General features: G+C 61.4%; 17 protein-coding genes. 9 read left to right on the top strand and 8 right to left on the bottom strand.

Translation table 11 applies throughout. From position 1 onward, the window contains the following. Positions 1–66: 66 nt before the first annotated feature. From HTT03_RS12675 to HTT03_RS12685, 3 genes are all read right to left on the bottom strand, one after another. The gene (locus HTT03_RS12675) at positions 67–3,507 is read right to left on the bottom strand and encodes a pyruvate carboxylase (protein WP_174860138.1); all 3,441 of its coding nucleotides are present in this window, start codon (positions 3,505–3,507) and stop codon (positions 67–69) included. 99 nt (positions 3,508–3,606) lie between these two features. Continuing rightward, positions 3,607–4,758 (bottom strand): alpha-hydroxy acid oxidase, encoded by a 1,152-nt coding sequence (locus HTT03_RS12680; RefSeq protein WP_174860139.1) that lies wholly within the window; start codon positions 4,756–4,758, stop codon positions 3,607–3,609. 159 nt (positions 4,759–4,917) lie between these two features. Continuing rightward, positions 4,918–5,679, bottom strand: coding sequence for a hypothetical protein (locus HTT03_RS12685; protein ID WP_174860140.1), 762 nt, complete (start codon positions 5,677–5,679; stop codon positions 4,918–4,920). Between the two features lie 211 nt (positions 5,680–5,890). Here HTT03_RS12685 and HTT03_RS12690 point away from each other — a divergent pair, with 211 nt between their 5' ends. Then, the gene (locus HTT03_RS12690) at positions 5,891–8,308 is read left to right on the top strand and encodes an ATP-dependent helicase (RefSeq protein WP_174860141.1); all 2,418 of its coding nucleotides are present in this window, start codon (positions 5,891–5,893) and stop codon (positions 8,306–8,308) included. Positions 8,309–8,312: 4 nt separating this feature from the next. On the opposite strand, the gene HTT03_RS12695 is transcribed toward HTT03_RS12690, so the two are convergent. The 4 genes from HTT03_RS12695 to HTT03_RS12710 all read right to left on the bottom strand — a co-directional run bounded on the left by HTT03_RS12695 (position 8,313) and on the right by HTT03_RS12710 (position 10,756). Next, positions 8,313–8,873, bottom strand: a complete 561-nt coding sequence (locus HTT03_RS12695) for an HTTM domain-containing protein (protein ID WP_246253484.1) — start codon at positions 8,871–8,873, stop codon at positions 8,313–8,315. 118 nt (positions 8,874–8,991) lie between these two features. Next, positions 8,992–9,393, bottom strand: a complete 402-nt coding sequence (locus HTT03_RS12700; RefSeq protein WP_174860142.1) for a hypothetical protein — start codon at positions 9,391–9,393, stop codon at positions 8,992–8,994. Positions 9,394–9,438: 45 nt separating this feature from the next. Beyond that, entirely contained in the window at positions 9,439–10,287 is an 849-nt protein-coding gene (locus tag HTT03_RS12705; protein WP_174860143.1) for a DMT family transporter, read from the bottom strand. Between the two features lie 256 nt (positions 10,288–10,543). Further along, positions 10,544–10,756 (bottom strand): DUF1127 domain-containing protein, encoded by a 213-nt coding sequence (locus HTT03_RS12710; RefSeq protein WP_093739565.1) that lies wholly within the window; start codon positions 10,754–10,756, stop codon positions 10,544–10,546. 602 nt (positions 10,757–11,358) lie between these two features. Between HTT03_RS12710 and HTT03_RS12715 the strand changes: the two genes are divergently transcribed. Further along, on the top strand, positions 11,359–12,423 hold the full coding sequence (locus HTT03_RS12715; protein ID WP_174860144.1) for an Mrp/NBP35 family ATP-binding protein: 1,065 nt from the start codon (positions 11,359–11,361) through the stop codon (positions 12,421–12,423). An 18-nt stretch (positions 12,424–12,441) separates the two neighbouring features. Here the strand turns inward: HTT03_RS12715 and HTT03_RS12720 are convergent, their stop codons facing one another. Beyond that, positions 12,442–13,215 (bottom strand): hypothetical protein, encoded by a 774-nt coding sequence (locus HTT03_RS12720; RefSeq protein ID WP_174860145.1) that lies wholly within the window; start codon positions 13,213–13,215, stop codon positions 12,442–12,444. A gap of 782 nt (positions 13,216–13,997) precedes the next feature. Between HTT03_RS12720 and mraZ the strand changes: the two genes are divergently transcribed. The 7 genes from mraZ to mraY are packed head-to-tail and all read left to right on the top strand — an operon-like array spanning position 13,998 to position 21,689. Continuing rightward, on the top strand, positions 13,998–14,489 hold the full coding sequence (gene mraZ, locus HTT03_RS12725) for a division/cell wall cluster transcriptional repressor MraZ (protein ID WP_174860146.1): 492 nt from the start codon (positions 13,998–14,000) through the stop codon (positions 14,487–14,489). A 4-nt stretch (positions 14,490–14,493) separates the two neighbouring features. Beyond that, positions 14,494–15,477 (top strand): 16S rRNA (cytosine(1402)-N(4))-methyltransferase RsmH, encoded by a 984-nt coding sequence (gene rsmH / locus HTT03_RS12730; RefSeq protein ID WP_174860147.1) that lies wholly within the window; start codon positions 14,494–14,496, stop codon positions 15,475–15,477. A 2-nt stretch (positions 15,478–15,479) separates the two neighbouring features. Continuing rightward, entirely contained in the window at positions 15,480–15,854 is a 375-nt protein-coding gene (ftsL, locus tag HTT03_RS12735; RefSeq protein ID WP_174860148.1) for a cell division protein FtsL, read from the top strand. Then, positions 15,851–17,638, top strand: a complete 1,788-nt coding sequence (locus tag HTT03_RS12740; protein WP_174860149.1) for a peptidoglycan D,D-transpeptidase FtsI family protein — start codon at positions 15,851–15,853, stop codon at positions 17,636–17,638. Before ftsL ends, HTT03_RS12740 begins: the two co-directional genes overlap by 4 nt. Positions 17,639–17,650: 12 nt before the next feature. After that, entirely contained in the window at positions 17,651–19,132 is a 1,482-nt protein-coding gene (locus HTT03_RS12745) for a UDP-N-acetylmuramoyl-L-alanyl-D-glutamate--2,6-diaminopimelate ligase (RefSeq protein WP_174860150.1), read from the top strand. After that, positions 19,129–20,556: a UDP-N-acetylmuramoyl-tripeptide--D-alanyl-D-alanine ligase gene (locus HTT03_RS12750; RefSeq protein ID WP_174860151.1), complete on the top strand. Its 1,428-nt coding sequence runs from the start codon at positions 19,129–19,131 to the stop codon at positions 20,554–20,556. Before HTT03_RS12745 ends, HTT03_RS12750 begins: the two co-directional genes overlap by 4 nt. Positions 20,557–20,606: 50 nt before the next feature. Further along, a complete protein-coding gene (mraY, locus tag HTT03_RS12755) occupies positions 20,607–21,689 on the top strand; it encodes a phospho-N-acetylmuramoyl-pentapeptide-transferase (RefSeq protein WP_174860152.1) in 1,083 nt (360 codons plus the stop codon). Positions 21,690–21,693: the final 4 nt, after the last annotated feature.

The following is a 21,693-nucleotide window of genomic DNA, read 5'->3' on the forward strand; positions in this document are numbered from 1 at the left end:
TCGATTTCGGACCGGTGTGGGAGGCTGAACGGCGCGTCTAATAATAAGACGCGCCGCTTGGGTGCGTTACTCCAATTCGACCAGCAGGTCCTTAGCGTCGATCTGGCCCCCGGCTTGCACATGGACAGCCTTTACCACGGCATCCCGTTCGGCGTGCAGGCCGGTTTCCATCTTCATTGCCTCAATGGTCAGCAGCAGATCGCCGGTCTTGACGCTCTGCCCGACTTTGACCCCGACAGAGGCGACCACCCCCGGCATCGGCGCACCGATGTGGTTGGTATTGCCAGCTTCGGCCTTGGGGCGTTGCACGGTGGCGTCTTTGACCAGACGGTTGGCCACGCGGACGATGCGGGGCTGGCCGTTCAATTCGAAAAAGACTTTGACCTCGCCATCTTCACCGGCCTCAGATTCGGCCTGCAAACGGATTTCCAAGGTCTTGCCGGGGTCAATCTCGGCGGAGATTTCCTCGCCCGGTTCCATGCCGTAAAAGAACGTATGGGTCGGCAGGGTGCGCACCGGGCCGTAGAGTTTGTGACGCTCCATATAATCAAGGAAAACCTTGGGATACATGAGATAGCCGCAGAGGTCCTCATCGTCGATCTGGATGCCGTCGAGCTTTTCGGAGAGGTCCTTGCGCGTGGCTTCAATATCCACCGGCGCGAGATGTTTGCCGGGGCGGTCGGTATTGGGCGTGTCGCCTTTCAGCACCTTTTTGACAATGCCTTCGGGAAAGCCGCCGGGTGGTTGGCCGAGGTTGCCGCGCATCATGTCGATTACGCTGTCGGGAAAGGACACATCGGTGTTTGGGTCTTCGACCTGCGCGCGGGTCAGCCCTTGGGAGACCATCATCAGCGCCATGTCGCCCACCACCTTGGAGGAGGGGGTCACCTTGACGATATCGCCGAACATCTGGTTCACATCCGCATAAGTGCGGGCGACCTCGGGCCAGCGGTCGTCTAGTCCCATGGAAGCGGCTTGCGCCTTGAGGTTGGTGAACTGGCCGCCGGGCATTTCGTGCAGATAGACCTCGGAAGACGGGGCCTGCATACCGGTCTCAAAGGCGGCGTAGTGACCGCGCACTTCTTCCCAGTAATCAGAGATTTCGCGGACGGCTTTGATGTCGATCCCGGTGTCGCGGTCGGTGTGCTTTAATGCGGAGACCACGGTGCCAAGGGTCGCTTGCGAGGTGTTGCCCGAGAACGCATCCATCGCGCAATCGACCGCATCGACGCCCGCTTCGGAGGCCGCAAGGATCGTCGCCGTGGCGCTGCCGGCGGTGTCGTGAGTGTGGAAGTGGATCGGCAGGCCGACCTCGGATTTCAACGCTTTGACCAGCACGCGGGCTTGGGCGGGTTTGAGTAATCCGGCCATGTCTTTAAGACCCAAGACATGAGCGCCGGCGGCTTTCAGGTCTTTGCCCATGTTCACGTAATACTGAAGGTCGTATTTCGCGCGGTCGGGGTCAAAGATGTCGCCAGTGTAGCAGATCGTGCCTTCGCAGATCTTGCCCGACTCGATCACCGCATCCATCGCCACACGCATGTTCTCGACCCAGTTCAGACTGTCGAAGACGCGGAACACATCAACCCCGGTGTTGGCGGCGGTGGCGACGAATTTCTGCACCACATTGTCGGGGTAGTTGGTGTAGCCCACGCCGTTGGAGGCGCGCAGGAGCATTTGCGTCATGACATTGGGCATGGCGGCACGCAGGTCACGCAGGCGCTGCCACGGGCATTCCTGCAAGAAACGGTAGGCCACGTCAAAGGTCGCGCCGCCCCAACATTCGACCGAGAAGAGCTGCGGCAGGTTGGCGGCATAGGCTGGGGCCACGCGGATCATATCGCGCGAGCGCATGCGGGTGGCGAGCAGGGACTGGTGCGCATCGCGCATGGTGGTGTCGGTGATAAGCAGTTGTCGCTGCTGGCTCATCCAATCGGCCACGGCCTGCGGGCCCTTTTGTTCCAATAGGTTACGTGTGCCCATCTGCGGCTCGCCGCGCAGCGCGGGCGGTCTGGGGTCGCGCACATGGGCGGCGGGCAGGGCGTGGCCCTTGGTCTCCGGATGGCCGTTCACGGTGATGTCCGCAATATAGGTCAGCACCTTGGTCGCGCGGTCGCGGCGCTGTTCGAACTCGAACAACTCGGGCGTCTCGTCGATGAACTTGGTGGTGTATTCGTTGCTTAGAAACGTCGGATGTTTCAGCAGGTTTTCGACAAAAGCGATGTTAGTCGACACGCCGCGCACGCGGAATTCGCGCAAGGCGCGGTCCATCCGGGCGATGGCCATTTCAGGCGTGGGGGCCTTGGCGGTGACTTTAGTCAGCAGGCTGTCGTAGTAGCGCGTGATGACGCCGCCTGCATAGGCCGTGCCGCCGTCGAGCCGGATGCCCATGCCTGTGGCCGAGCGGTAGGCGGTGATGCGGCCATAGTCGGGGATGAAATTGTTCTGCGGGTCTTCGGTGGTGACGCGGGTCTGCAGCGCGTGGCCAGTGAGGGTGATGTCCTCTTGGCGCGCCTTGCCGGTGGCTTCGGCGAGGCTCTTGCCCTCAGCGATGAGGATCTGGGCGCGGACGATGTCGATGCCGGTGACCTCTTCGGTGACGGTATGTTCGACCTGCACGCGGGGATTCACTTCGATGAAGTAGAATTTGCCGTCGTCCATATCCATCAGGAATTCGACGGTGCCGGCACATTCGTAATTCACATGGGCGCAGATTTTGCGGCCCAAGTCGCAGATTTCGGCGCGTTGGTCTTCGCTCAGGTAAGGGGCGGGGGCACGTTCGACGACCTTTTGGTTGCGGCGCTGGACCGAGCAGTCACGCTCATAGAGATGGTAGATGTCGCCCTGTTTGTCGCCCAATATTTGCACTTCGACATGACGGGCGCGGAGGATCATCTTCTCCAGATAGCCTTCGCCGTTGCCAAAGGCGGCTTCGGCTTCGCGGCGGCCTTCGCGGACTTTTTCTTCAAGTTCTTTTTCAGACATGATCGGGCGCATGCCGCGACCGCCGCCACCCCAGGAGGCTTTGAGCATCAGGGGGTAGCCGACTTCAGCAGCCTCGGCGCGGATCGCGTCCATGTCTTCGCCGAGCACTTCGGTGGCGGGGATGACCGGCACGCCGGCTTCTATGGCGACCCGGCGGGCGGAGGCTTTGTCGCCCAAGGCGCGCATGGTTTCGGCGCGGGGGCCGATGAAGGTGATGCCGTTTTGCTCGCAAGCGTCGACGAATTCAGGGTTTTCCGAGAGCAGACCGTAGCCGGGGTGGATCGCGTCAGCGCCGGAGGCTTTGGCGACGCGGATCATCTCATCAATGCTGAGGTAGGCGGCGACGGGGCCAAGACCTTCGCCAATGCGGTAGGCTTCATCCGCTTTGAACCGATGCAGGCCGAGCTTGTCCTCTTCGGCGTAGACGGCGACCGTTTTCTTGCCCATCTCATTGGCCGCACGCATGATGCGGATCGCGATTTCGCCACGGTTGGCGATTAGGATTTTACTAAATTCGGTCACGAGCTGGTCTCCCCCTTGCTTGTCGTGGCGGCAGCTTAGGCATGCTGCGGTGCAGCGCAAGGGGGCATGGGCGGTGTTTGTTACATTTCTGTAAGGTTTTTATCGGAGCGGCGATAGGTCGAAAGGGGCTGGCAGATCGCGCAGATGCCGCGCGCCGAGTTGGCCCATATTCGCGATCAGGTCTTTGGTCAGCAGATCGATTAAATGGTCGATGCCGCGCGGGCCAAGAGCGGCAAGCGCAAAATGAAACGCGCGGCCCAGCATGATGAAGTCGGCGCCAAGCGCAAAGGCCCGCAGCATGTCGAGACCGGATTCGACGCCGCTGTCAAAGATGATCGGCAAATTGGTGGCTTGGCGGATCGCGGGCAGCGCTTCGGCACTGGCGGCGGCGGCGTCGAACTGCCGGCCTGCATGGTTCGAAACCCAGATCGCATCGACGCCTGCTTTCTTCAACGGCGCGGCATCTTCGGGCCGCAAGACACCCTTGACCACCAGCGGGCCATCCCAATGGTCGCGCAGCCATTTAAGGTAGTCCCAATCTGGTGCGGTGCGCAGCAGGTAGCCCACATGGGCAGTGGGCGGCAGGTTCGCAGTGGCGGTGCCTTGGACGTATTTGTCGAGCATCCGCATATGCGGCAGGCCGCGCCGCGCCATGCCGATCGCCCACGCAGGGCGCATGCCAACCTGCGCAAGCAGGCGCGGGGTGAGGACGGGCGGGCTGGTGAGACCAGAGCGGGTCTGGCGTTCGCGGCGCGAGGCCACGGGGACGTCGACGGTGAGCACTAGGGTTTTGAAGCCCGCAGCCTTGGCACGCGCAAGCATATCGGCGCGTATTTCCGGGTCGCGGGGCGGGTAGAGTTGAAACCAACCATGCGCGCCCAGATGCGGCGCAAGGTCTTCTGGGCTGGCGGCGGCGACGGTGGATAGGCCGTAAGGCATCTCTGCACGGGCGGCGGCGCGGGCCAGATGACATTCAGCATCCGGCCAGATCAGCCCAGACATCCCCAAAGGCGACATGCCGAAAGGCAGCGGAAGTTTTTCCCCCATGAGAGTGACGCTGAGATCCGGCGTAAACTCACCATGCAGCACAGAAGGCATGAGACCTACCCGGTCCAACGCCGCGCGATTGCGGTGTTTTGTGGCCTCGGTCCCGGTGGCGGAATCGAGGTACTCCCAGACGAACTTGGGCAAGCGTTTGCGCGCACGGTGGCGCAGGTCCGAAAGGGCGGGGTAGGTCGCATGTAAATCCATGCGCGCATTTGTGCTACCGGTCTGGGGTTTGTCCAGAGCCTTGCACCGTGGTTGTTGTTGGTCCGGAAAGGCGCCGAGTATTTTGTTAGGTTTGGAAGGCGTTTGCGACCTTTATAGCCGTGAGAGGACGGCCTGCGCAGATGTGCATTGCTGCCTGTATCAGCTTCGCGCTATTCGCGCGGCTTGAGGGGGGTCGCTGGCAGGCGGCGTGGTGAGATTCCCCGCCAGATCGACGAGAGCAGAAATCGCGGCTTCCACTTCGTTCTCGCCTTCATCCTCGTCGTTGTCGAGATCGATGAGATGCACGCCCGGTGCAGGCTCTGCATCAAGTCGTTCCTGCGCGATGCCGCGCAATTCCTGCATAGTGCTGTCGATGGCGCGGCAAAGACCCGCGAGCATTCCGGCAGAACCGGTAAGCTTTGCAGGGTCAATCAAGCCTTTTTCAGCCGCATCGAGCACGCTGGAAATCTGTTCGAGTTTGAACGAAGACGTGGCTGCGAAATAGCGGACATCTTCGAAAGCAAGTGTATCGCGGTTGTCGCGTTTTACCCGTTCCACAACGACCGCGCTGCCAACGATACGGTCCGCGCCTTGCGGGGTCTGCACATAGTGCAATGTGGTGTCCCAGATCAGCGGGCCGCGCGGCATATGCAGCATCTCGCGATACCGGATCTGCGCCGCATCGGAGACGCAGCGTGCGTAGCGTTGATTGACCGCTTCAGCTTCCTCAAAGGGCATGAAATCATGCAGGGGGCGGCAAATCACGTCTTTCATCACCATGCCGCTATGAGCCTCATGCTCGGCATTGAGGGCCAAAATTTCGAAATGACCGCTGTCCGCATTCAACTCGGCAATAAACATCGGCAGTTTGAACCGATCAAGCTCGCGGCGCAGGACCGAGGTGTCATCGTTTCTGAACATGAGCGGTTCCTTTGGTTGACAAGGTATTGAGGGGTCACCTTGGGTGCAAAGAATTATCAACGGGTAAACATTCGCGGCTCTGCTAAAATTCGAAGGGTCTTATGGCCTATTCGCGGCCTTTCCGGCTGATAATAGCTACCTGAGCGGGAACTGCTGGAACATTTGCGGAACGTCTCTTTATCTCATATCGCGGACGCGCTAGGTTACGGGCATGAGTGATTTCGATGAAATGGACGCCTTTGAAGGCGCATCTTTGTCCGCCCGTGCCATGGCGGCGCGTCCGCAGCCTTATCTTGATGGGTTGAACCCTGCGCAGCGGGCTGCGGTGGAGACTTTGGACGGCCCGGTGCTGATGCTTGCAGGCGCGGGCACCGGCAAAACGCGGGCGCTGACGGCGCGAATCGTGCATCTGCTGAACACCGGACGGGCGCGGCCCAATGAGGTCTTGGCGGTGACATTCACCAACAAGGCCGCGCGGGAGATGAAGAACCGCGTGGGGCAGATGCTAGGCCATCAGGTGGAGGGGATGCCCTGGCTCGGCACCTTTCACGCGATCTGCGTTAAGCTCTTGCGGCGGCATGCGGAACTGGTCGGGCTGAAGAGCAATTTCACGATTTTGGATACAGACGATCAACTGCGGCTGCTGAAGCAGTTGGTGGCGGCAGAAGGCATTGACGACAAGCGTTGGCCCGCGCGAATGCTGGCGGGGATCATCGACGGCTGGAAGAACCGTGCCTTGACGCCCGAAAAAATTCCGAGCGCCGATGCCGGAGCCTATAATCACCGGGGGCCGCAGATTTACGCGCAGTATCAGAAACGTCTGATCGAATTAAACGCCACCGATTTCGGCGATCTGCTACTGCACATGGTGACGATCTTTCAGGCACACCCGGATGTGCTGGCGCAGTATCAACGCTGGTTCAAATATATCCTCGTTGATGAGTATCAGGATACCAACGTGGCGCAGTATCTGTGGCTGCGGCTCTTGGCGCAGGGGCATAAAAACATCTGCTGCGTGGGCGATGATGACCAATCGATCTATGGCTGGCGCGGCGCTGAGGTGGGCAATATCCTGCGGTTTGAGACGGATTTCCCCGGCGCTCATGTGGTGAAGCTGGAGCAGAACTACCGCTCGACGCCACATATTCTAGCGGCGGCCTCGGGGGTGATTGCCGGCAATGAGGGGCGTTTGGGCAAGACGCTCTGGACCGAGGAGACCGAGGGCGAGAAGGTGCGTCTGATCGGCCATTGGGACGGTGAGGAAGAGGCGCGCTGGATCGGGGACGAGATCGAATCCGCGCAGCGCGGCACACGGGGAATGGACCCGTTTTCGCTGGACGATATGGCGATTTTGGTGCGGGCAAGCCACCAGATGCGGGCTTTTGAGGATCGGTTCCTGACCATCGGTCTGCCCTATAAGGTGATCGGCGGGCCGCGCTTTTATGAGCGTTTGGAAATCCGCGATGCCATGGCTTATTTCCGGGTCGTTACCAGCCCGGATGATGATCTGGCGTTCGAGCGGATCGTGAACACGCCCAAACGCGGACTTGGCGACAAGGCGCAGCAGAAAATTCAGCGCACGGCGCGGGATCATGGGGTGAACCTTGTCGAAGGCGCGCGGATTTTGCTGGCGCATGATGGGCTGTCGGGCAAGGGCGCCGCGCAGCTGCGGCTGCTGATTGAAGGGATCGACCGCTGGTCGTCCATGCTGCGCGGGCCACGGATTGAGATCAGCGAAGATGATTCCGTGCTGGATGACGGGGCAGCGCCCCTGCGCGTGGATTATGGGCCGCCTGAGGTCAGCCATGTGGAACTGGCCGAGATGATCCTCGATGAAAGCGGCTACACCGGCATGTGGCAGAACGACAAAACGCCCGAAGCGCCGGGGCGGCTGGAGAACCTCAAGGAATTGGTCAAGGCGCTGGAAGGCTTTGAAAACCTGCAGGGATTTTTGGAACACGTCAGTCTGATCATGGACAATGAGCAGGAGGGCGATGGGGAGAAAGTCTCGATCATGACGCTACATGCCGCGAAGGGGCTGGAGTTTCCGATGGTGTTCTTGCCGGGCTGGGAAGACGGCTTGTTCCCCTCGCAAAGGTCCATGGATGAAAGCGGAATCAAGGGCTTGGAGGAAGAGCGGCGGCTGGCCTACGTGGGCATCACGCGGGCCGAGCAGGTCTGTACGATCTCCTTTGCCGCGAACCGGCGGGTCTTTGGTCAGTGGCAGAACGCGATGCCATCGCGCTTTGTCGATGAACTGCCCGAAGAGCATGTCGAGGTGCTGACCCCGCCGGGGCTTTATGGCGGTGGTTTTGGCGCGGCGATGCCTCAGTCCGATCTGCATGACCGGGCGGCCAGCGCGAATGTCTACGATTCGCCCGGTTGGCGACGGCTTCAGGCGCGCAGCGGGGCGCGGGGCATGAGCCAGCCGCGCGAGAGCAAGAATGTGACGATCGACATGCAAGCGGTCGCGGCCTTTGAGATGGGCGAGCGGGTGTTCCATGACAAGTTCGGCTATGGCGAGGTGGTTGGGATCGAGGGCGACAAGATGGAGGTCGCTTTTGAAAAGGCGGGCACCAAAAAGGTCGTTTCGCGGTTCCTGACGGGTGGGAATGACGTGCCGTTTTGAGCGCTTAGCCGAGCAATCGGTTCTGTAGCCAGAGGATTGACGGATAGGCGGCGAGCCAGGCCCAGACGAAACGGTTCAGCCCAAAGAGGCAGGCGTTGGCAAGGTGGAACAGGGCTGCCACGACGAGCGCGGCGATGAGGGCTGCTGAGTGGAGCAGGGCGGCGGGGAAGGCCAGTTCGAACAGCATCACCGACCATGACATCAGCCACAACAGGCGCGGGCGGGCAGCGAGGTTGCGGAGGTCTTCGCTGACTGGATAGGCGGAAAAGGCGAAGACATCTTGCAAGGCGCGGCCGCTGCGCCAGTCGGGGTTGATGACTTTGACCTGCCCGGAGATGAAATAGGACAGCAGCACCTGCACGGCGAGATAGCCGAACGCGCCTTCGCGGGCCGGGCCGGGGGGAAGAGCGTGCGCCAGCGTCAGGCAATAGAGCGTGAGCAGCCCCATACGGTCGGAGCCGCCGTTGTAGGGTCCGGCGAAGCGGTGCAGGATGAGAAGGCTATGGGCCGAGAGGGTGAGAAGCACCGGAAGCGGAGCGATGCCGGCGAGCAGCAGCAAAGCCAAGACGGCGCGGGGGCGAAGAGCAGAGCTTCGCCGCGTCGGTGAAAGATGTGTTCGGCGCTTTGTTGGAGGAACACCAACGCCAGTAGAATTTCCGTGGCGCGCAGGGCGGTCTCAAGACTCACGACGCGGGGCGGGCTGGGAAGGAGGCGGAGCGGTAAAGAAGGTCTTGGCCGTTTCGGTCTATGAAGATCAGGCGGAATTGTAGTGTCGCGTCAGACAGATGGGGCAGGCTCGCGATGATGCGGCGTTGGATTTCGGTGATGCTGTGGGCAGTGGGTTCGGCTTCGATCCGTTCGGCGCAGCTGACGACGAATAGGGCTTCGTTCCATACCGCATTGTAGAACAGCCGTTTGAACATCTGCGCAGCGCTGAGTCGTTGCGGGCGCGGGCGGAATTCCTGCCAGCGTGGGCCGCCACCGCCAATCCGCGCCCATTGCACGCGGGGCGAAGGCTCGATCGTTTTGAAAAACTGCCACGATGGAATCAGTACGGGCAGGACAAGCGAAAGCGTTTTCCTCATTTGTTGGGGGTAGCAAGGGCTTGGTTAATCTCGGGTAAAGACGGTTCAGGACCGTATGAAGCGCAAGAGCACCGCGCCGAGCAGCGTGGTCATGGTGGAGGCGAGTTTCATAAGGCTCAGGCGCTCTTTCAAAAACACCACGCCGATCAGCAGGGCAAAGACAATGCTCGTTTCGCGCAGCGCCGTGACCAGTGCGATGGGCGCTTGGGTGAAGGCCCATGTCACCAGCGCATAGGCGACGAAGGACGCGCTGCCGCCGATCAAAAAGACGGGCAAACCCTTGCGCGGCAGATCACGCAGGCTTTGCGGCGAGGTGACCGCGAGGAAAGCGGTCATCATCAGCCCGTTGCCGAGCGCCATCCAGCCGAAGAAGGCCAAAGAACTGCCAGAGAGCCGCGCGCCAAGGCCGTCAACGAGCGAATAGCTGGCGATGAATAGCCCGGTGATGAGCGCCAGCACCGCCGCGTCGCCGTTGCGCAAACCATCGGCGCGGCGCACGAGCGCGAGGCTGATAATGCCCGCTCCGATGATCGCGATGGCAAGAAGCTCCATGCCTTCGAGATGCACGCCCAGCACCAGCACCGAAAACAGCGCCACGATCAGCGGGGCCGAGCCGCGGGCGATGGGGTAGACTTGGGTGAGGTCCCCCAAGAGATAGGCGCGCAACAAAAACCATTGGTAGCCGAAATGCAGGGCCAGTCCGGCAAAGAGGTAGGGCAGGCTTTCGGGCGCGGGCAGCGGGGCGTAGATGACCGCCAGTATGGCGAGCGGTGCATGGCCGATAATCACAGCGCCCATGTTCAGCGTCTTATCCGCACCGCCTTTGACCAATGCGTTCCACAGCGCGTGCAGCGCTGCGGCGGCGATCACCGCGATAAAGACCCAACCGCTCATATGCTGCCTATTCCTTGCCTATCAAGGCAGGCTAACGGGGCGGGTAGAACTAAGAAAGAGCGTTTAAAAACAAAAAACGACGACACCTTGGGAGGAAGGTGCCGCCGTTTCTATGTCGGCCCGAAGCGTCGAGGGAGGGTCGGCTTCGGGTCTCTTGTCGGGGTCCGCCTCATCAGGGAGGAGGAAAGTGACGCGCACCCCGGGTACAGACATCAGAACGGGGAGGCGTTCTGATGTCCGATCTCTCTGCTCAGCCTTAGCGGCGCGAGGATTCCCAAGCTACGCGGCGCAGCTCGGAGCGCGACAGGCCAAGGTCGGCCAATTCGCGGTTGCTCAACGCGCTGAGGCCGTCAAAAGTTTCACGGTACAGACGGTGCTGCTTGTAGCGGGTTGCCAGACCTTCGAATGCGCCACCGATACGGGCGAAGAAGGAAGGTGTGGTTGCGGAAGTCGTGTTCATATAAGCCATTTCGGCGCCTCTTTTTTCATCTGTTGATCATCTCGTTGCCCGCTATTTACGCTCTTTCTGCATCTGCACAATGGGCATAAAGGCAAGGCCGCTATGCAGAAAACGCATGGGTGCGTAAGGGGGATAAACCCTTGTTAAAAAACGGATCAGCCCGCATCGCGCAGGCGTGTATAGCGGGGGTGTCGTGTTAATATCGAAGGGGGGAGAAGAAGGGGCGACGACATTCGGGAGGAGGTAAATGTCGCCGCCAATTACAGACACATCCGGGAGGAGGATGGACGCGTCTGGTCTCTTCAAGGTCAGACCTGCCCGGGAGGAGGATAGGCCGATCTGATCTTTTCGACAGCAGACATATCCGGGAGGAGGATGGATAGGTCTGATGTTCCGGCAGCGGGGCGCTTGGCCCTGCCTATGGATGTAAGTTAGCGCTAATTGCTGCGGTTGCACAATGATCCTTTTTGCAATGCCGCTATGCAGCGAAAACATGGTAACCCTGCGTAAACTTTGAGCAATGCGCCCACTGCGGTGGCAATTCGGCCCCAAGGCTTGCGCTTGGCGCAGAACCTGCCATTTCAAGAAGCGTAATAGAGGAGAATTTGCGCATGTCCGTGACGAAAGCCCAAGTCGAAGCCGCGTTGGAGCGTGTCGCGCTTCCGGACGGCAAAAGCCTGTTGGCCCATGACCTTGTCCGGGCATTGACGGTGGACGGGGATAAGGTGCGCTTTGTGATCGAGGCGCCCAATGCGGATGTCGCCCGTCAGATGGCGCCTTTGCGCGATGCGGCGGAGCAGGTGGTGCGTGATCTGCCGGGCGTGGGTGATGTCTCTGTCGCGCTGACGGCGCATGGGCCGCAGGCCAAAGCGCCCAGCCTCAAGGTCGGCGGGCATCCTAAGCCCCAAGAGGGGCCGATGAAGCCCAGCGGGGTGAAACGTATTCTGGCGATTGGGTCCGGCAAGGGCGGCGTCGGCAAATCCACCGTCAGCTCGAACCTTGCCGTGGCGCTGGCGAAAGCGGGGCGCAAGGTGGGGCTGCTCGATGCCGATATCTATGGCCCCAGCCAGCCGCGCATGATGGGGGTGAACAAACGCCCCGCGAGCCCTGATGGCAAGACGATCATTCCCTTGCAGGCCCATGGGGTCACGCTGATGTCCATCGGATTTATGCTCGAAGAGGGCAAGGCTGTGGTTTGGCGTGGGCCAATGCTGATGGGCGCCTTGCAGCAGATGCTGGGGCAGGTGGAATGGGGCGAGTTGGACGTGCTGCTTGTCGATCTGCCGCCGGGTACGGGGGATGTGCAGCTGACGCTTTGTACCAAGTCAGAACTGTCCGGCGCGATTGTGGTCAGCACGCCGCAGGACGTGGCGCTCATTGATGCGCGTAAGGCGTTGGATATGTTCGCCACGCTGAAGACCCCGGTACTGGGCTTGATCGAAAATATGTCGATGTTCGTCTGCCCTGATTGCGGCTCTCAGCATGAGATCTTTGGCCATGGCGGTGTGAAGGCCGAGGCCGAGAAGATGGGCGTGCCGCTCTTGGGCAGCCTGCCGATTGATCTGGAGACGCGGCTTGCGGGGGACAGCGGAACACCGGTGGCCGCAGGCGAGGGGCCGATGGCCGAGGCCTATGGCCGCATTGCACAGGGGTTGATCGACGGCGGCATGGCTTAGGCCGCACAGGGCGCGGGCCTAGCTCAGCGCGCGCCCTTCGATCAGATGACCATAGAGCGTGGTCAGCACCGACACGAAAACCAGTCCCTCTATTATATAGAGCGCTGAATCGAGCAGCAGGCGCACGCCCGGATCATCGGGCAGCAAGACGCCAGAGATCACGCCCAATAGGGTATTCACCACTGCCAGCAAGACCGCCAGCGCCCAAAGCACGCCCGCGAGCGGTGCTGTGGCCTGCCAGCTTTCGCGGATCGGCATGGTCTGACCCATGGCCGCCGCTGGCAGCACGAGGCTAAGGCGCAGGGCCACCCAGAGAAAGGCCACGCCTGCCGCAAGGCCGATAAGCATCAGCGCAGCCGTGCTGGAGCCCGTAAGGCCGCTGAGCAGCATCATCGCAAGCCCGATGGGAATGGCTGCCAGAAACTGCACAAAGCCCAAGACAATGGCGCGCCCGACATAGCCCCAGAAGACTCCCATGCTGGGGCGCAACTCCGCCTCTGGCGCTTCTCGGTCCAGCAGCACATGGCGGTGCCACAGCACGGCCATCAGTGCATAGCCTAATATCCCGGCAATCCCACAGGCCAGCAGCACCAACACTTGCGCCGTGGGCGGAGGTGCCGTGTCCGCCATTACCCGGTGCATCGCGTTGAGCGCATCGCTGGCCATCACCCCTGCCACCGCTGCCGCGCCCATGACCCAGAGCACCGCAGGCAGAATTACCCGGAGCGTCGTGGCAGGGGCGAGCAAGAACATGTTCAGCGCATGGGCGAAGAGGGCCGTGGCTCGGTTCATTTTGGGCTCCATAGATTTGGCGTCTTTGTGCCGCGCTCGGGGGCGAAGGACAAGATCAAGCGCGGCTCGGCGTGTGAGATGGGGGCGAATGGGCCGGGTCGGAGGGAAACCATGGGCCGACGGGAGGTCATGGGAAATGTCGCGGGAATTCATGGGCAGCGTGGGAATACGCCCCACTCTGGCTAAAAACGGTGGTTATTCGATTCTGATTCTGGGGAAATTCGGTGGCGTTTCGGCGGTTCTTGCGTCAGTCTTAAGAACAGGCAACGAACACAGCCTGTGGATAACTATGTGTGCAAAATTTACTGGGAAATCGTGGGACGTTGTGCTGCCGGTGATGTGCGCTCAATATATAGTAGTTTTACGCTGAAGCTTCGCTAATTAAGCCAATTTCCGCTGACGAACTTATACCAGATGTTGTTCCCACACCCTGTGCAAAACAAAATATTGCGGAGAAGCTGAAAAAAATTGTAGACGCCCATCAATTCCCATGGCATCCCTAGTGCATCGGATGAGAACGGGACACGGGGCAGCAAACGACCCCAAAAAAACTAAAAACCTAGCAGGTTCATACAGGCACCTCGCTTTCATCAGAACAAAGAGATCCGGCGCGCGAGCGAGCAGACATCCCCCCAGATGGCGCGTGCAGTCGGACTTCCCCGCCAAGCTGCGGGACGTGGGCGGCGGGTTGATCAGTGGCAGCAGATCAACCCGCCGTTTCCATTTCCAGAGCACGGCGAAAAACGAGTTAAGCGCGAAGGCGCAAGAGGCAGGGACACCAAGTGAGCCGCAGGTTCAGAGGCGAGAGCCACCACAAGGTCGATACGAAGGGGCGGGTGTCTATCCCAGCCTCTTTTCGGCGTGTGTTGGAGGCTGGCGACCCGAACTGGAAGAACGGCGACAACCCTGAGCTGGTCATCGTCTATGGCGACCACCGCCGCAACTACCTTGAATGTTACACCATGGAAGCCATCGAAGAGGTCGACGCCAAGATCGACCGTATGCCGCGTGGCTCCATGCAGCGTAAGGCGCTCCAGCGTCTGTTCCACGGCCAGTCTTTCCCGACCACGGTAGACGAGACAGGCCGTCTGGTGCTGCCCGCCAAGCTGCGCAACAAGATCGAGTTGGACGGCGAGGCGTTCTTTATCGCAGCCGGTGACACCTTCCAGATCTGGAAGCCCGAAACCTACGAGACCGAGGAAGAAGCCTGGCAGCAGGAACTGCCCGACGATGTCGATCCGCTGTCCTTCCTTGATGGTGACATGGAGATCTGACGGAATGGTTGCTGCCTCTGACCCTTCCTCCCCTCACACCCCTGTTCTGCTGCGTCCTATTCTGAGCGCGGTGGCGCCCGTAGAAGGGGTCTGGCTGGATGGCACCTTTGGCGCGGGCGGCTACACCCGTGGGCTGCTGGAAGCGGGGGCCGAACGCGTCATCGCGGTGGACCGTGACCCGCTGGCCTTTGAGATGGCCGAGGAATGGGCCGGGGACTACGGCGACCGGATCACCATGCAGCAGGGCGTCTTCTCGCGCATGGATGAATATGCCCAAGACCTTGACGGCGTTGTGCTGGACCTTGGTGTCTCCTCCATGCAGTTGGATCAGGCGGAACGTGGGTTTTCTTTCATGAAAGACGGCCCGCTCGACATGCGGATGAGCCAAGACGGCCCCTCGGCAGCGGATCTGGTCAATGAGGCCGAAGAGGAAACCCTCGCCAACATCCTGTTTCAATACGGCGAAGAACGCGCCTCCCGCCGGATCGCCAAGGCGATAATCCGCGCACGAAGCGAGGCACCGATCACCACCACGCTGGAATTGGCTAAGCTGGTTGAAGGCTGTCTGCCACGGTCGAAACCCGGCCAGAGCCATCCCGCCACGCGCAGTTTTCAGGCGCTGCGGATTGCGGTGAACAATGAATATGGCGAGTTGTTTCAAGGCCTTATGGCCGCCGAGCGGGCGCTGAAGCCCGGTGGCAAGCTGGCCGTCGTGACCTTCCACTCGGTCGAGGACCGCATGGTCAAACGCTTCCTCACCGCGCGGGCCGGGGCCGGGGGCAATGCCAACCGTTTCGCACCCGCGATCGAGCAGGCACCGCCGCAGTTTACACTGAAATCGCGCAAGGCTATCGGACCGGACGCCCAAGAGTTGGACGAAAACCCGCGCAGCCGTTCGGCCAAGCTGCGGGTCGCCACGCGCACCGATGCGCCAAGCGGTGAGATTGATGCAAAATCCATCGGCATGCCAATGGTAAAGGGGCTCTGATCATGCGCACGGTGATGTATATCCTGACCACTCTCGCCGTTGTCGGGCTGGCGTTCTGGGCCTACCGCGAAAACTACGCCACCCAGCAGGCGCTGAGCGATGCGGATAAGCTGCACGCCAATATCCGCGACGCCCATGATCGGCTGGCCGTGTTGCGCGCGGAATGGGCGTTTCAGAACCGTCCGGACCGGCTGCGCGATCTGGCCGATCTGAACTTTGACCGTCTGGGCCTGTTGCCGCTGCATCCGGGGCAGTTCGGGCAGGTCGATCAGGTGGCCTATCCGCCCGCGCCGCTCTTGCCGATCACCGAGCCGGTTAACGTTTCGACGATGAATTACGACGCGCTGAATGGCGTTGCCGAGGAGGTTGCCCCATGATCCGCACGCCGCTGCGCCCGCTGGCGCGTATCCTCGACGCCCGTCAAAAGGGCGAGAACCCCGACGCGATTGAGCGTGAGAACAAGCGCATCCGGCATGAGCAAATGCGCGACAAGGCGCGGGTGCGGGCCGAAGGGCGGCTTTTGGTCCTGAGTTTCTTCTTTCTCTGTGCCTTCACGGTGATCGGCGGACGCATGGGGCTTTTGGCAATGTCAGAGCCGTCTGAGCCGCGCGGCTATGCGCCGGGTGCCGTGCTCTCGGCCTCACGTGCGGATATTACCGACCGCAATGGCAGCTTACTGGCGACCAACTTTCAAACCCATGCGCTTTATGCTCAACCGCGTCATATGATCGACCCGGAAGCGGCCGCAAAGAAGTTGGTCAAAGTCTTTCCCGATCTGAAAGAAGAGCGACTGATCAAGGACTTCACAGGCAAGCGTAAGTTCCTGTGGGTGAAAAAGAAAATCAGCCCAGAGCAGATGCAGGCGGTGCATGACATCGGCGATCCGGGTCTGCTATTTGCGCCCCGCGACATGCGGCTTTATCCCAATGGTTCGCTGGCCGCGCATGTGTTGGGCGGCGCAAGCTATGGCAAAGAGGGCGTTCACGCCGCCGAGGTGATCGGTGTGGCGGGGGTTGAGAAGTATTTCGACGACTACCTGCGCGATCCGGCCAATGGGGCCAAACCGCTGGAGCTTTCGCTTGATCTGACCGTACAGGCCGCCGCCGAGCGGGTGCTCTATGGCGGAATGAAGCTGATGAATGCCAAGGGCGCCACCAGCATTCTGATGGATGTGCATACCGGCGAAGTGATCTCGGTTGCCTCCCTGCCTGACTTTGACCCAAACAACCGCCCGCGCCCGCTGACCCAAGGAGATGCCTCGGACAGCCCGCTGTTTAACCGCGCGGTGCAGGGGGTCTATGAGTTGGGCTCGACCTTCAAGATTTTCGCCGCTGCACAGGCGGTTGAGTTGGGGCTGTTCAACGCCGACACGATCATCGACACCTCCGGCCCGATGAAGGTTGGCGGTTTCCGCATTGGTGAGTTCCGCAACAAGAACTACGGCAAGCTGAGCGTGACCGATATTATCGTGCAGTCTTCGAACCGAGGGACAGGCCGTATGGCGCTGGAGATCGGGGTGGAGCGGCAGCAGGAGTTCCTGAAAAAACTTGGTTTCTTTGAGCCGACCCCCTTTGAGATCGTTGAGGCTTCGGGCGGCAAGCCGCTTTTGCCGAGCCGTTGGACCGACCTGTCGAGCGTGACGATTTCCTATGGCCACGGCCTGTCGAGCACGCCGATGCACCTTGCGGCAGGCTATGCGGCGATTGCCAATGGGGGCCGCGTGGTGAAACCCACCTTGCTTAAGCAGTCCGCCCCCCAACTCGGCCCCCGCGTCATGTCCGAAGAAACCGCCGCCCAAGCCCGCATGATGCTGCGCAAGGTGGTGACAGAAGGCACGGCGAGCTTTGCCGAAGTGCCGGGCTATCAGATCGCGGGCAAGACCGGCACGGCGGATAAGCCAAAGCCCACAGGCGGCTATTACGACGACAAGGTGATCAACACTTTCGCCAGCATCTTCCCAATCGATAACCCAAAATATGTGCTAATCGTCACGCTGGACGAGCCGGTTGAGACCTCTGGCCCCAAACCGCGCCGCACGGCGGGCTGGACCGCTGTGCCCGTGGCCGCCGAAATGGTCCGCCGCATCGCGCCTCTTCTCGGCCTGCGTCCGACTGTTGAACCGGTGAACAACGCTGTGATAACGCTGACCAGCAGAAACTGAAAAGACATCACTATGACCAGCCGGGCCGTACCGCTTTCCTCTCTCGGGCTAACCGCGCGTGCGGGGGCCAACCCTCTGATCACCGGCATCGCCGTCGACAGCCGCGAGGTGCGCGAAGGCACGCTTTTCGCCGCCATGCCCGGCAGCCGGGTGCATGGGGGAGAGTTCATTCAATACGCGTTGCGGATGGGTGCAGCAGCCGTGCTGACCGATGCGGCGGGCGCCGAGATCGCGGCGGAGGACTTGGCAGGCTCCGACGCGGCGTTGATCGTTTCCGACTCCCCCCGCGAAGCGCTGGCGCGCACCGCGGCGCTGTGGTTCGGCGGCCAGCCCGCGACGATGATCGCGGTGACGGGGACCAACGGCAAGACCTCTGTCTCGACCTTCGTGCGCCAGATTTGGGTGGAGATGGGATTGCCAGCGGTCAACCTTGGCACCACCGGGGTAGAAGGCGCTTGGGCGGCACCTCTCGCGCATACCACGCCAGAACCGATCACCCTGCATCGCACGCTGGCCGAGGCCGCGCGAAACGGCATCACCCATGCGGCGATGGAGGCGTCTTCGCATGGGTTGGATCAGCGGCGGCTGGACGGGGTGACGCTAAAGGCGGCGGGGTTCACAAACTTTACCCAAGACCATCTGGACTATCACGAGACCTTCGAAGCTTATTTTGACGCCAAGGCTGCGCTTTTTGCTCGCGTCTTGCCCGAAGACGGCACCGCGGTCATCAATGTGGACGACGCCAAGGGTGTAGACATGGCCGCCATCGCCCGCGCGCGGGGCTGCGAGGTCATCACCGTAGGCCGCGATGGGGGCGATCTGCATTTGCAGGGCCAGCGGTTCGATTCCACCGGCCAAGACCTGCGCTTTGCTTGGCGTGGCAAGACCTATCAAAAGCGGCTCAACCTGATCGGCGGCTTTCAAGCCGACAACGTGCTGCTCGCCGCGGGGCTGGTCATTGCCTGCGGTGCGGACCCGCAAGAGGTGTTCGACACGCTGCCGCATCTGACGACCGTCCGAGGCCGGATGCAGCTTGCTGCCACCCGCGACAACGGCGCGGCGGTCTTTGTCGATTACGCCCATACGCCCGATGCCGTTGCCACCGCGCTGGCCGCCATGCGCCCGCATGTGATGGGTCGCCTCATCGCCATCGTCGGCGCGGGCGGCGACCGGGACCGGGCCAAACGCCCCCTGATGGGGCAGGCGGCGGCGGAACATGCCGATATGGTAATCGTAACCGACGACAACCCGCGCAGCGAAGACCCGGCGAGCATCCGTGCTGCCGTGCTGGAAGGCGCGCCGGAGGCGATGGAGGTCGGCGACCGGGCCGAAGCGATCCTGCGCGGTATCGATGCGCTTGAGCCGGGCGATGCCCTGCTGATCGCGGGCAAGGGTCATGAGACCGGGCAGACCGTGGGCGACGATGTGCTGCCCTTTGATGATGTGGAGCAGGCCAGCGTGGCGGTGGCCGCACTGGATGGGAGACTGGCATGAGCCTTTGGACAGCGACAGAAGCGGCACAGGCCACAGGCGGGCGGGCGCAGGGCGATTGGGTCTGCAATGGCGTGTCGATCGACACGCGGACGCTCCAACCGGGCGATCTTTTCGTAGCGCTCAAGGCGGCGCGGGATGGGCATGAGTTTGTGGCCCAAGCGCTGGAGAAAGGCGCTTCGGCGGCGCTGGTGGCCCATCTGCCCGAAGGTGTGGCCGAGGATGCGCCACTGTTGATCGTTGATGACGTGCAGACGGGGCTGGAAGCGCTTGGTCGGGCCGGGCGCGCGCGGCTGGGGCCGCAGGCCAAGGTCGCGGCGGTGACGGGCAGCGTCGGCAAGACGTCGACCAAGGAAATGCTGCTGGCGATCTTTGGCGATCAGGGCCGCGCCCATGCCAGCGTCGACAGCTACAACAACCACTGGGGCGTGCCGCTGACATTGGCGCGGATGCCGCGCGACACCGATTACGCGGTGATTGAAATCGGCATGAACCACCCCGGCGAAATCGCGCCATTGGCCAAACAGGCGCGGCCCCATGCCGCGATGGTGACCAATGTCGCCGCTGTCCATCTTGAAGCTTTCGAGAGTGTCGCCGCCATTGCGGTGGAAAAGGCCAGCATCTTTGACGGAATGGAAGCAGGCGGTGTGGCGGTGATCAACGCGGATCATGACCACAGCGATATCGTGCTAAACAAGGCGCTGGAGCGCGGGCTGCGCGAGACGACCTTTGGCCGCAAGGGCCATCACTACACCCTAACCGATGTAAAGGTGCAAGGCGACACCACCGTGGCGCAGGCCGATGTCGCAGGCGCACCGCTGCTCTATAAAATTGCCACGCCCGGGCAGCATTTTGCGATGAACGCCCTTGGCGCGCTGGCGATCAGCGATGCCTTTGGCGCTGATCGTGCGTTGGCGGTGCAATCGCTGGGCCGCTGGTCGCCCTATGCGGGGCGCGGGGTGCGCGAACAGATCTTGCTCGATTCCGGTGACACGGACCATGTGCTGGAACTGATCGACGACAGCTATAATGCCAATCCGACCTCTGTGGCCGCCTCGCTTGCGGTGCTGGCGGGGGCCGACCTGGGCCAAACACCTTCAAGCGCCGGACGGCGGGTCGCAATATTGGGCGATATGAAGGAACTGGGGCCAGAGGCCACAGCGTTGCATGCGGGGTTGGCTGATCTCGACTCAATGGCCGCAATTGACCGGGTGCATTGCATCGGCCCCCTGATGCGCGCGCTCTATGACGCTTTGCCCGAACAAAAGCGCGGGATCTGGGTCGAGACTTCGGACGACCTGCACGGATCGTTGCGCAAAGACCTCGGTCCCGGCGATGTTGTGCTGGTCAAAGGCTCCTTGTCGATGAAGCTCGGCACAATCGTTGACGCCATCCGCAAAATGGGCCATCCGGTGCCGAATGCCTGACTTTCGGGCATATGATCCCAAAATGTTAAAGTGAATTAAGGACGCGAAACATGCTCTATTGGTTGACGCTGCTGTCGGATGGCGGCGATTTCTTTAACCTGTTTCGCTATATCACCTTCCGCGCCGGGGGGGCGTTCTTTACCGCGCTATTGTTTGGATTCCTCTTTGGTAAGCCGTTGATCAACGTGCTGCGCAAGCGGCAAGGCAAGGGCCAACCGATCCGCGATGACGGCCCTGAGGGGCATTTCATCAAGGCTGGCACGCCCACCATGGGCGGGCTGCTGATCGTGGGGGCATTGCTGACCTCGACCCTGCTTTGGGCGCGGCTTGATAACCCCTTTGTCTGGCTGGTGCTCTTCGTCACCATGAGCTTTGCTGCCATTGGCTATGCCGATGACCACGCCAAGGTGAGCAAGCAAAACAGCGATGGTGTGCCGGGTAAGGTGCGGCTTTTGCTGGGCTTTTTGATTGCAGGCATCGCTGGCTTTTGGGCCGCGCAATATCATCCCGAAGGATTGCAGAACCAATTGGCGCTGCCGGTGTTCAAGGACACATTGATCAACCTCGGCGTGCTATTCGTGCCTTTCGCGATGATCGTGATCGTGGGCGCGGCCAATGCGGTGAACCTTACCGACGGGCTGGACGGTTTGGCGATTATGCCGGTGATGATCGCGGCAGGTGCGCTTGGCGTCATCGCCTATGCGGTGGGCCGGGTCGACTTTACCGAATATCTCGATGTGCATTACGTGCCGGGGACGGGTGAAATTCTGATCTTTACCGCCGGGCTGTTTGGTGGGGGTTTGGGCTTTTTGTGGTACAACGCCCCGCCTGCGGCTGTCTTTATGGGCGACACCGGCTCGCTGGCGCTTGGCGGCGCTTTGGGCGCCATTGCGGTGGCGACGAAGCACGAACTGGTGCTGGCGGTTGTTGGCGGGCTGTTCGTGGTCGAGGCGCTCTCGGTCATTGTGCAGGTGCTCTACTTCAAGCGCACCGGCAAGCGGGTTTTCCTGATGGCGCCGATCCACCACCACTATGAGAAAAAAGGCTGGGCCGAGCCGCAGATCGTGATCCGCTTTTGGATCATCTCGCTGATCCTCGCCCTGCTGGGGCTGGCGACGCTTAAGGTGCGTTGAGCGT

Origin of the sequence: Sulfitobacter maritimus (assembly GCF_013346665.1) — a bacterium.
In the GTDB taxonomy this organism is placed as follows: Bacteria; Pseudomonadota; Alphaproteobacteria; order Rhodobacterales; family Rhodobacteraceae; genus Sulfitobacter; species Sulfitobacter maritimus.

Bases quoted from the DNA above. Each gene is read 5' to 3' on its own strand.
- HTT03_RS12740 (WP_174860149.1), top strand. From the start codon at position 15,851: ATGATCCGCACGCCGCTGCGCCCGCTGGCGCGTATCCTCGACGCCCGT.
- mraY (WP_174860152.1), top strand. From the start codon at position 20,607: ATGCTCTATTGGTTGACGCTGCTGTCGGATGGCGGCGATTTCTTTAAC.
- HTT03_RS12750 (WP_174860151.1), top strand. From the start codon at position 19,129: ATGAGCCTTTGGACAGCGACAGAAGCGGCACAGGCCACAGGCGGGCGG.
- HTT03_RS12685 (WP_174860140.1), bottom strand. From the start codon at position 5,679: ATGTTCAGAAACGATGACACCTCGGTCCTGCGCCGCGAGCTTGATCGG.
- HTT03_RS12705 (WP_174860143.1), bottom strand. From the start codon at position 10,287: ATGAGCGGTTGGGTCTTTATCGCGGTGATCGCCGCCGCAGCGCTGCAC.
- HTT03_RS12680 (WP_174860139.1), bottom strand. From the start codon at position 4,758: ATGGATTTACATGCGACCTACCCCGCCCTTTCGGACCTGCGCCACCGT.
- HTT03_RS12700 (WP_174860142.1), bottom strand. From the start codon at position 9,393: ATGAGGAAAACGCTTTCGCTTGTCCTGCCCGTACTGATTCCATCGTGG.
- HTT03_RS12715 (WP_174860144.1), top strand. From the start codon at position 11,359: ATGTCCGTGACGAAAGCCCAAGTCGAAGCCGCGTTGGAGCGTGTCGCG.
- rsmH (WP_174860147.1), top strand. From the start codon at position 14,494: ATGGTTGCTGCCTCTGACCCTTCCTCCCCTCACACCCCTGTTCTGCTG.
- HTT03_RS12690 (WP_174860141.1), top strand. From the start codon at position 5,891: ATGAGTGATTTCGATGAAATGGACGCCTTTGAAGGCGCATCTTTGTCC.
- HTT03_RS12720 (WP_174860145.1), bottom strand. From the start codon at position 13,215: ATGAACCGAGCCACGGCCCTCTTCGCCCATGCGCTGAACATGTTCTTG.
- ftsL (WP_174860148.1), top strand. From the start codon at position 15,480: ATGCGCACGGTGATGTATATCCTGACCACTCTCGCCGTTGTCGGGCTG.
- HTT03_RS12710 (WP_093739565.1), bottom strand. From the start codon at position 10,756: ATGGCTTATATGAACACGACTTCCGCAACCACACCTTCCTTCTTCGCC.
- HTT03_RS12745 (WP_174860150.1), top strand. From the start codon at position 17,651: ATGACCAGCCGGGCCGTACCGCTTTCCTCTCTCGGGCTAACCGCGCGT.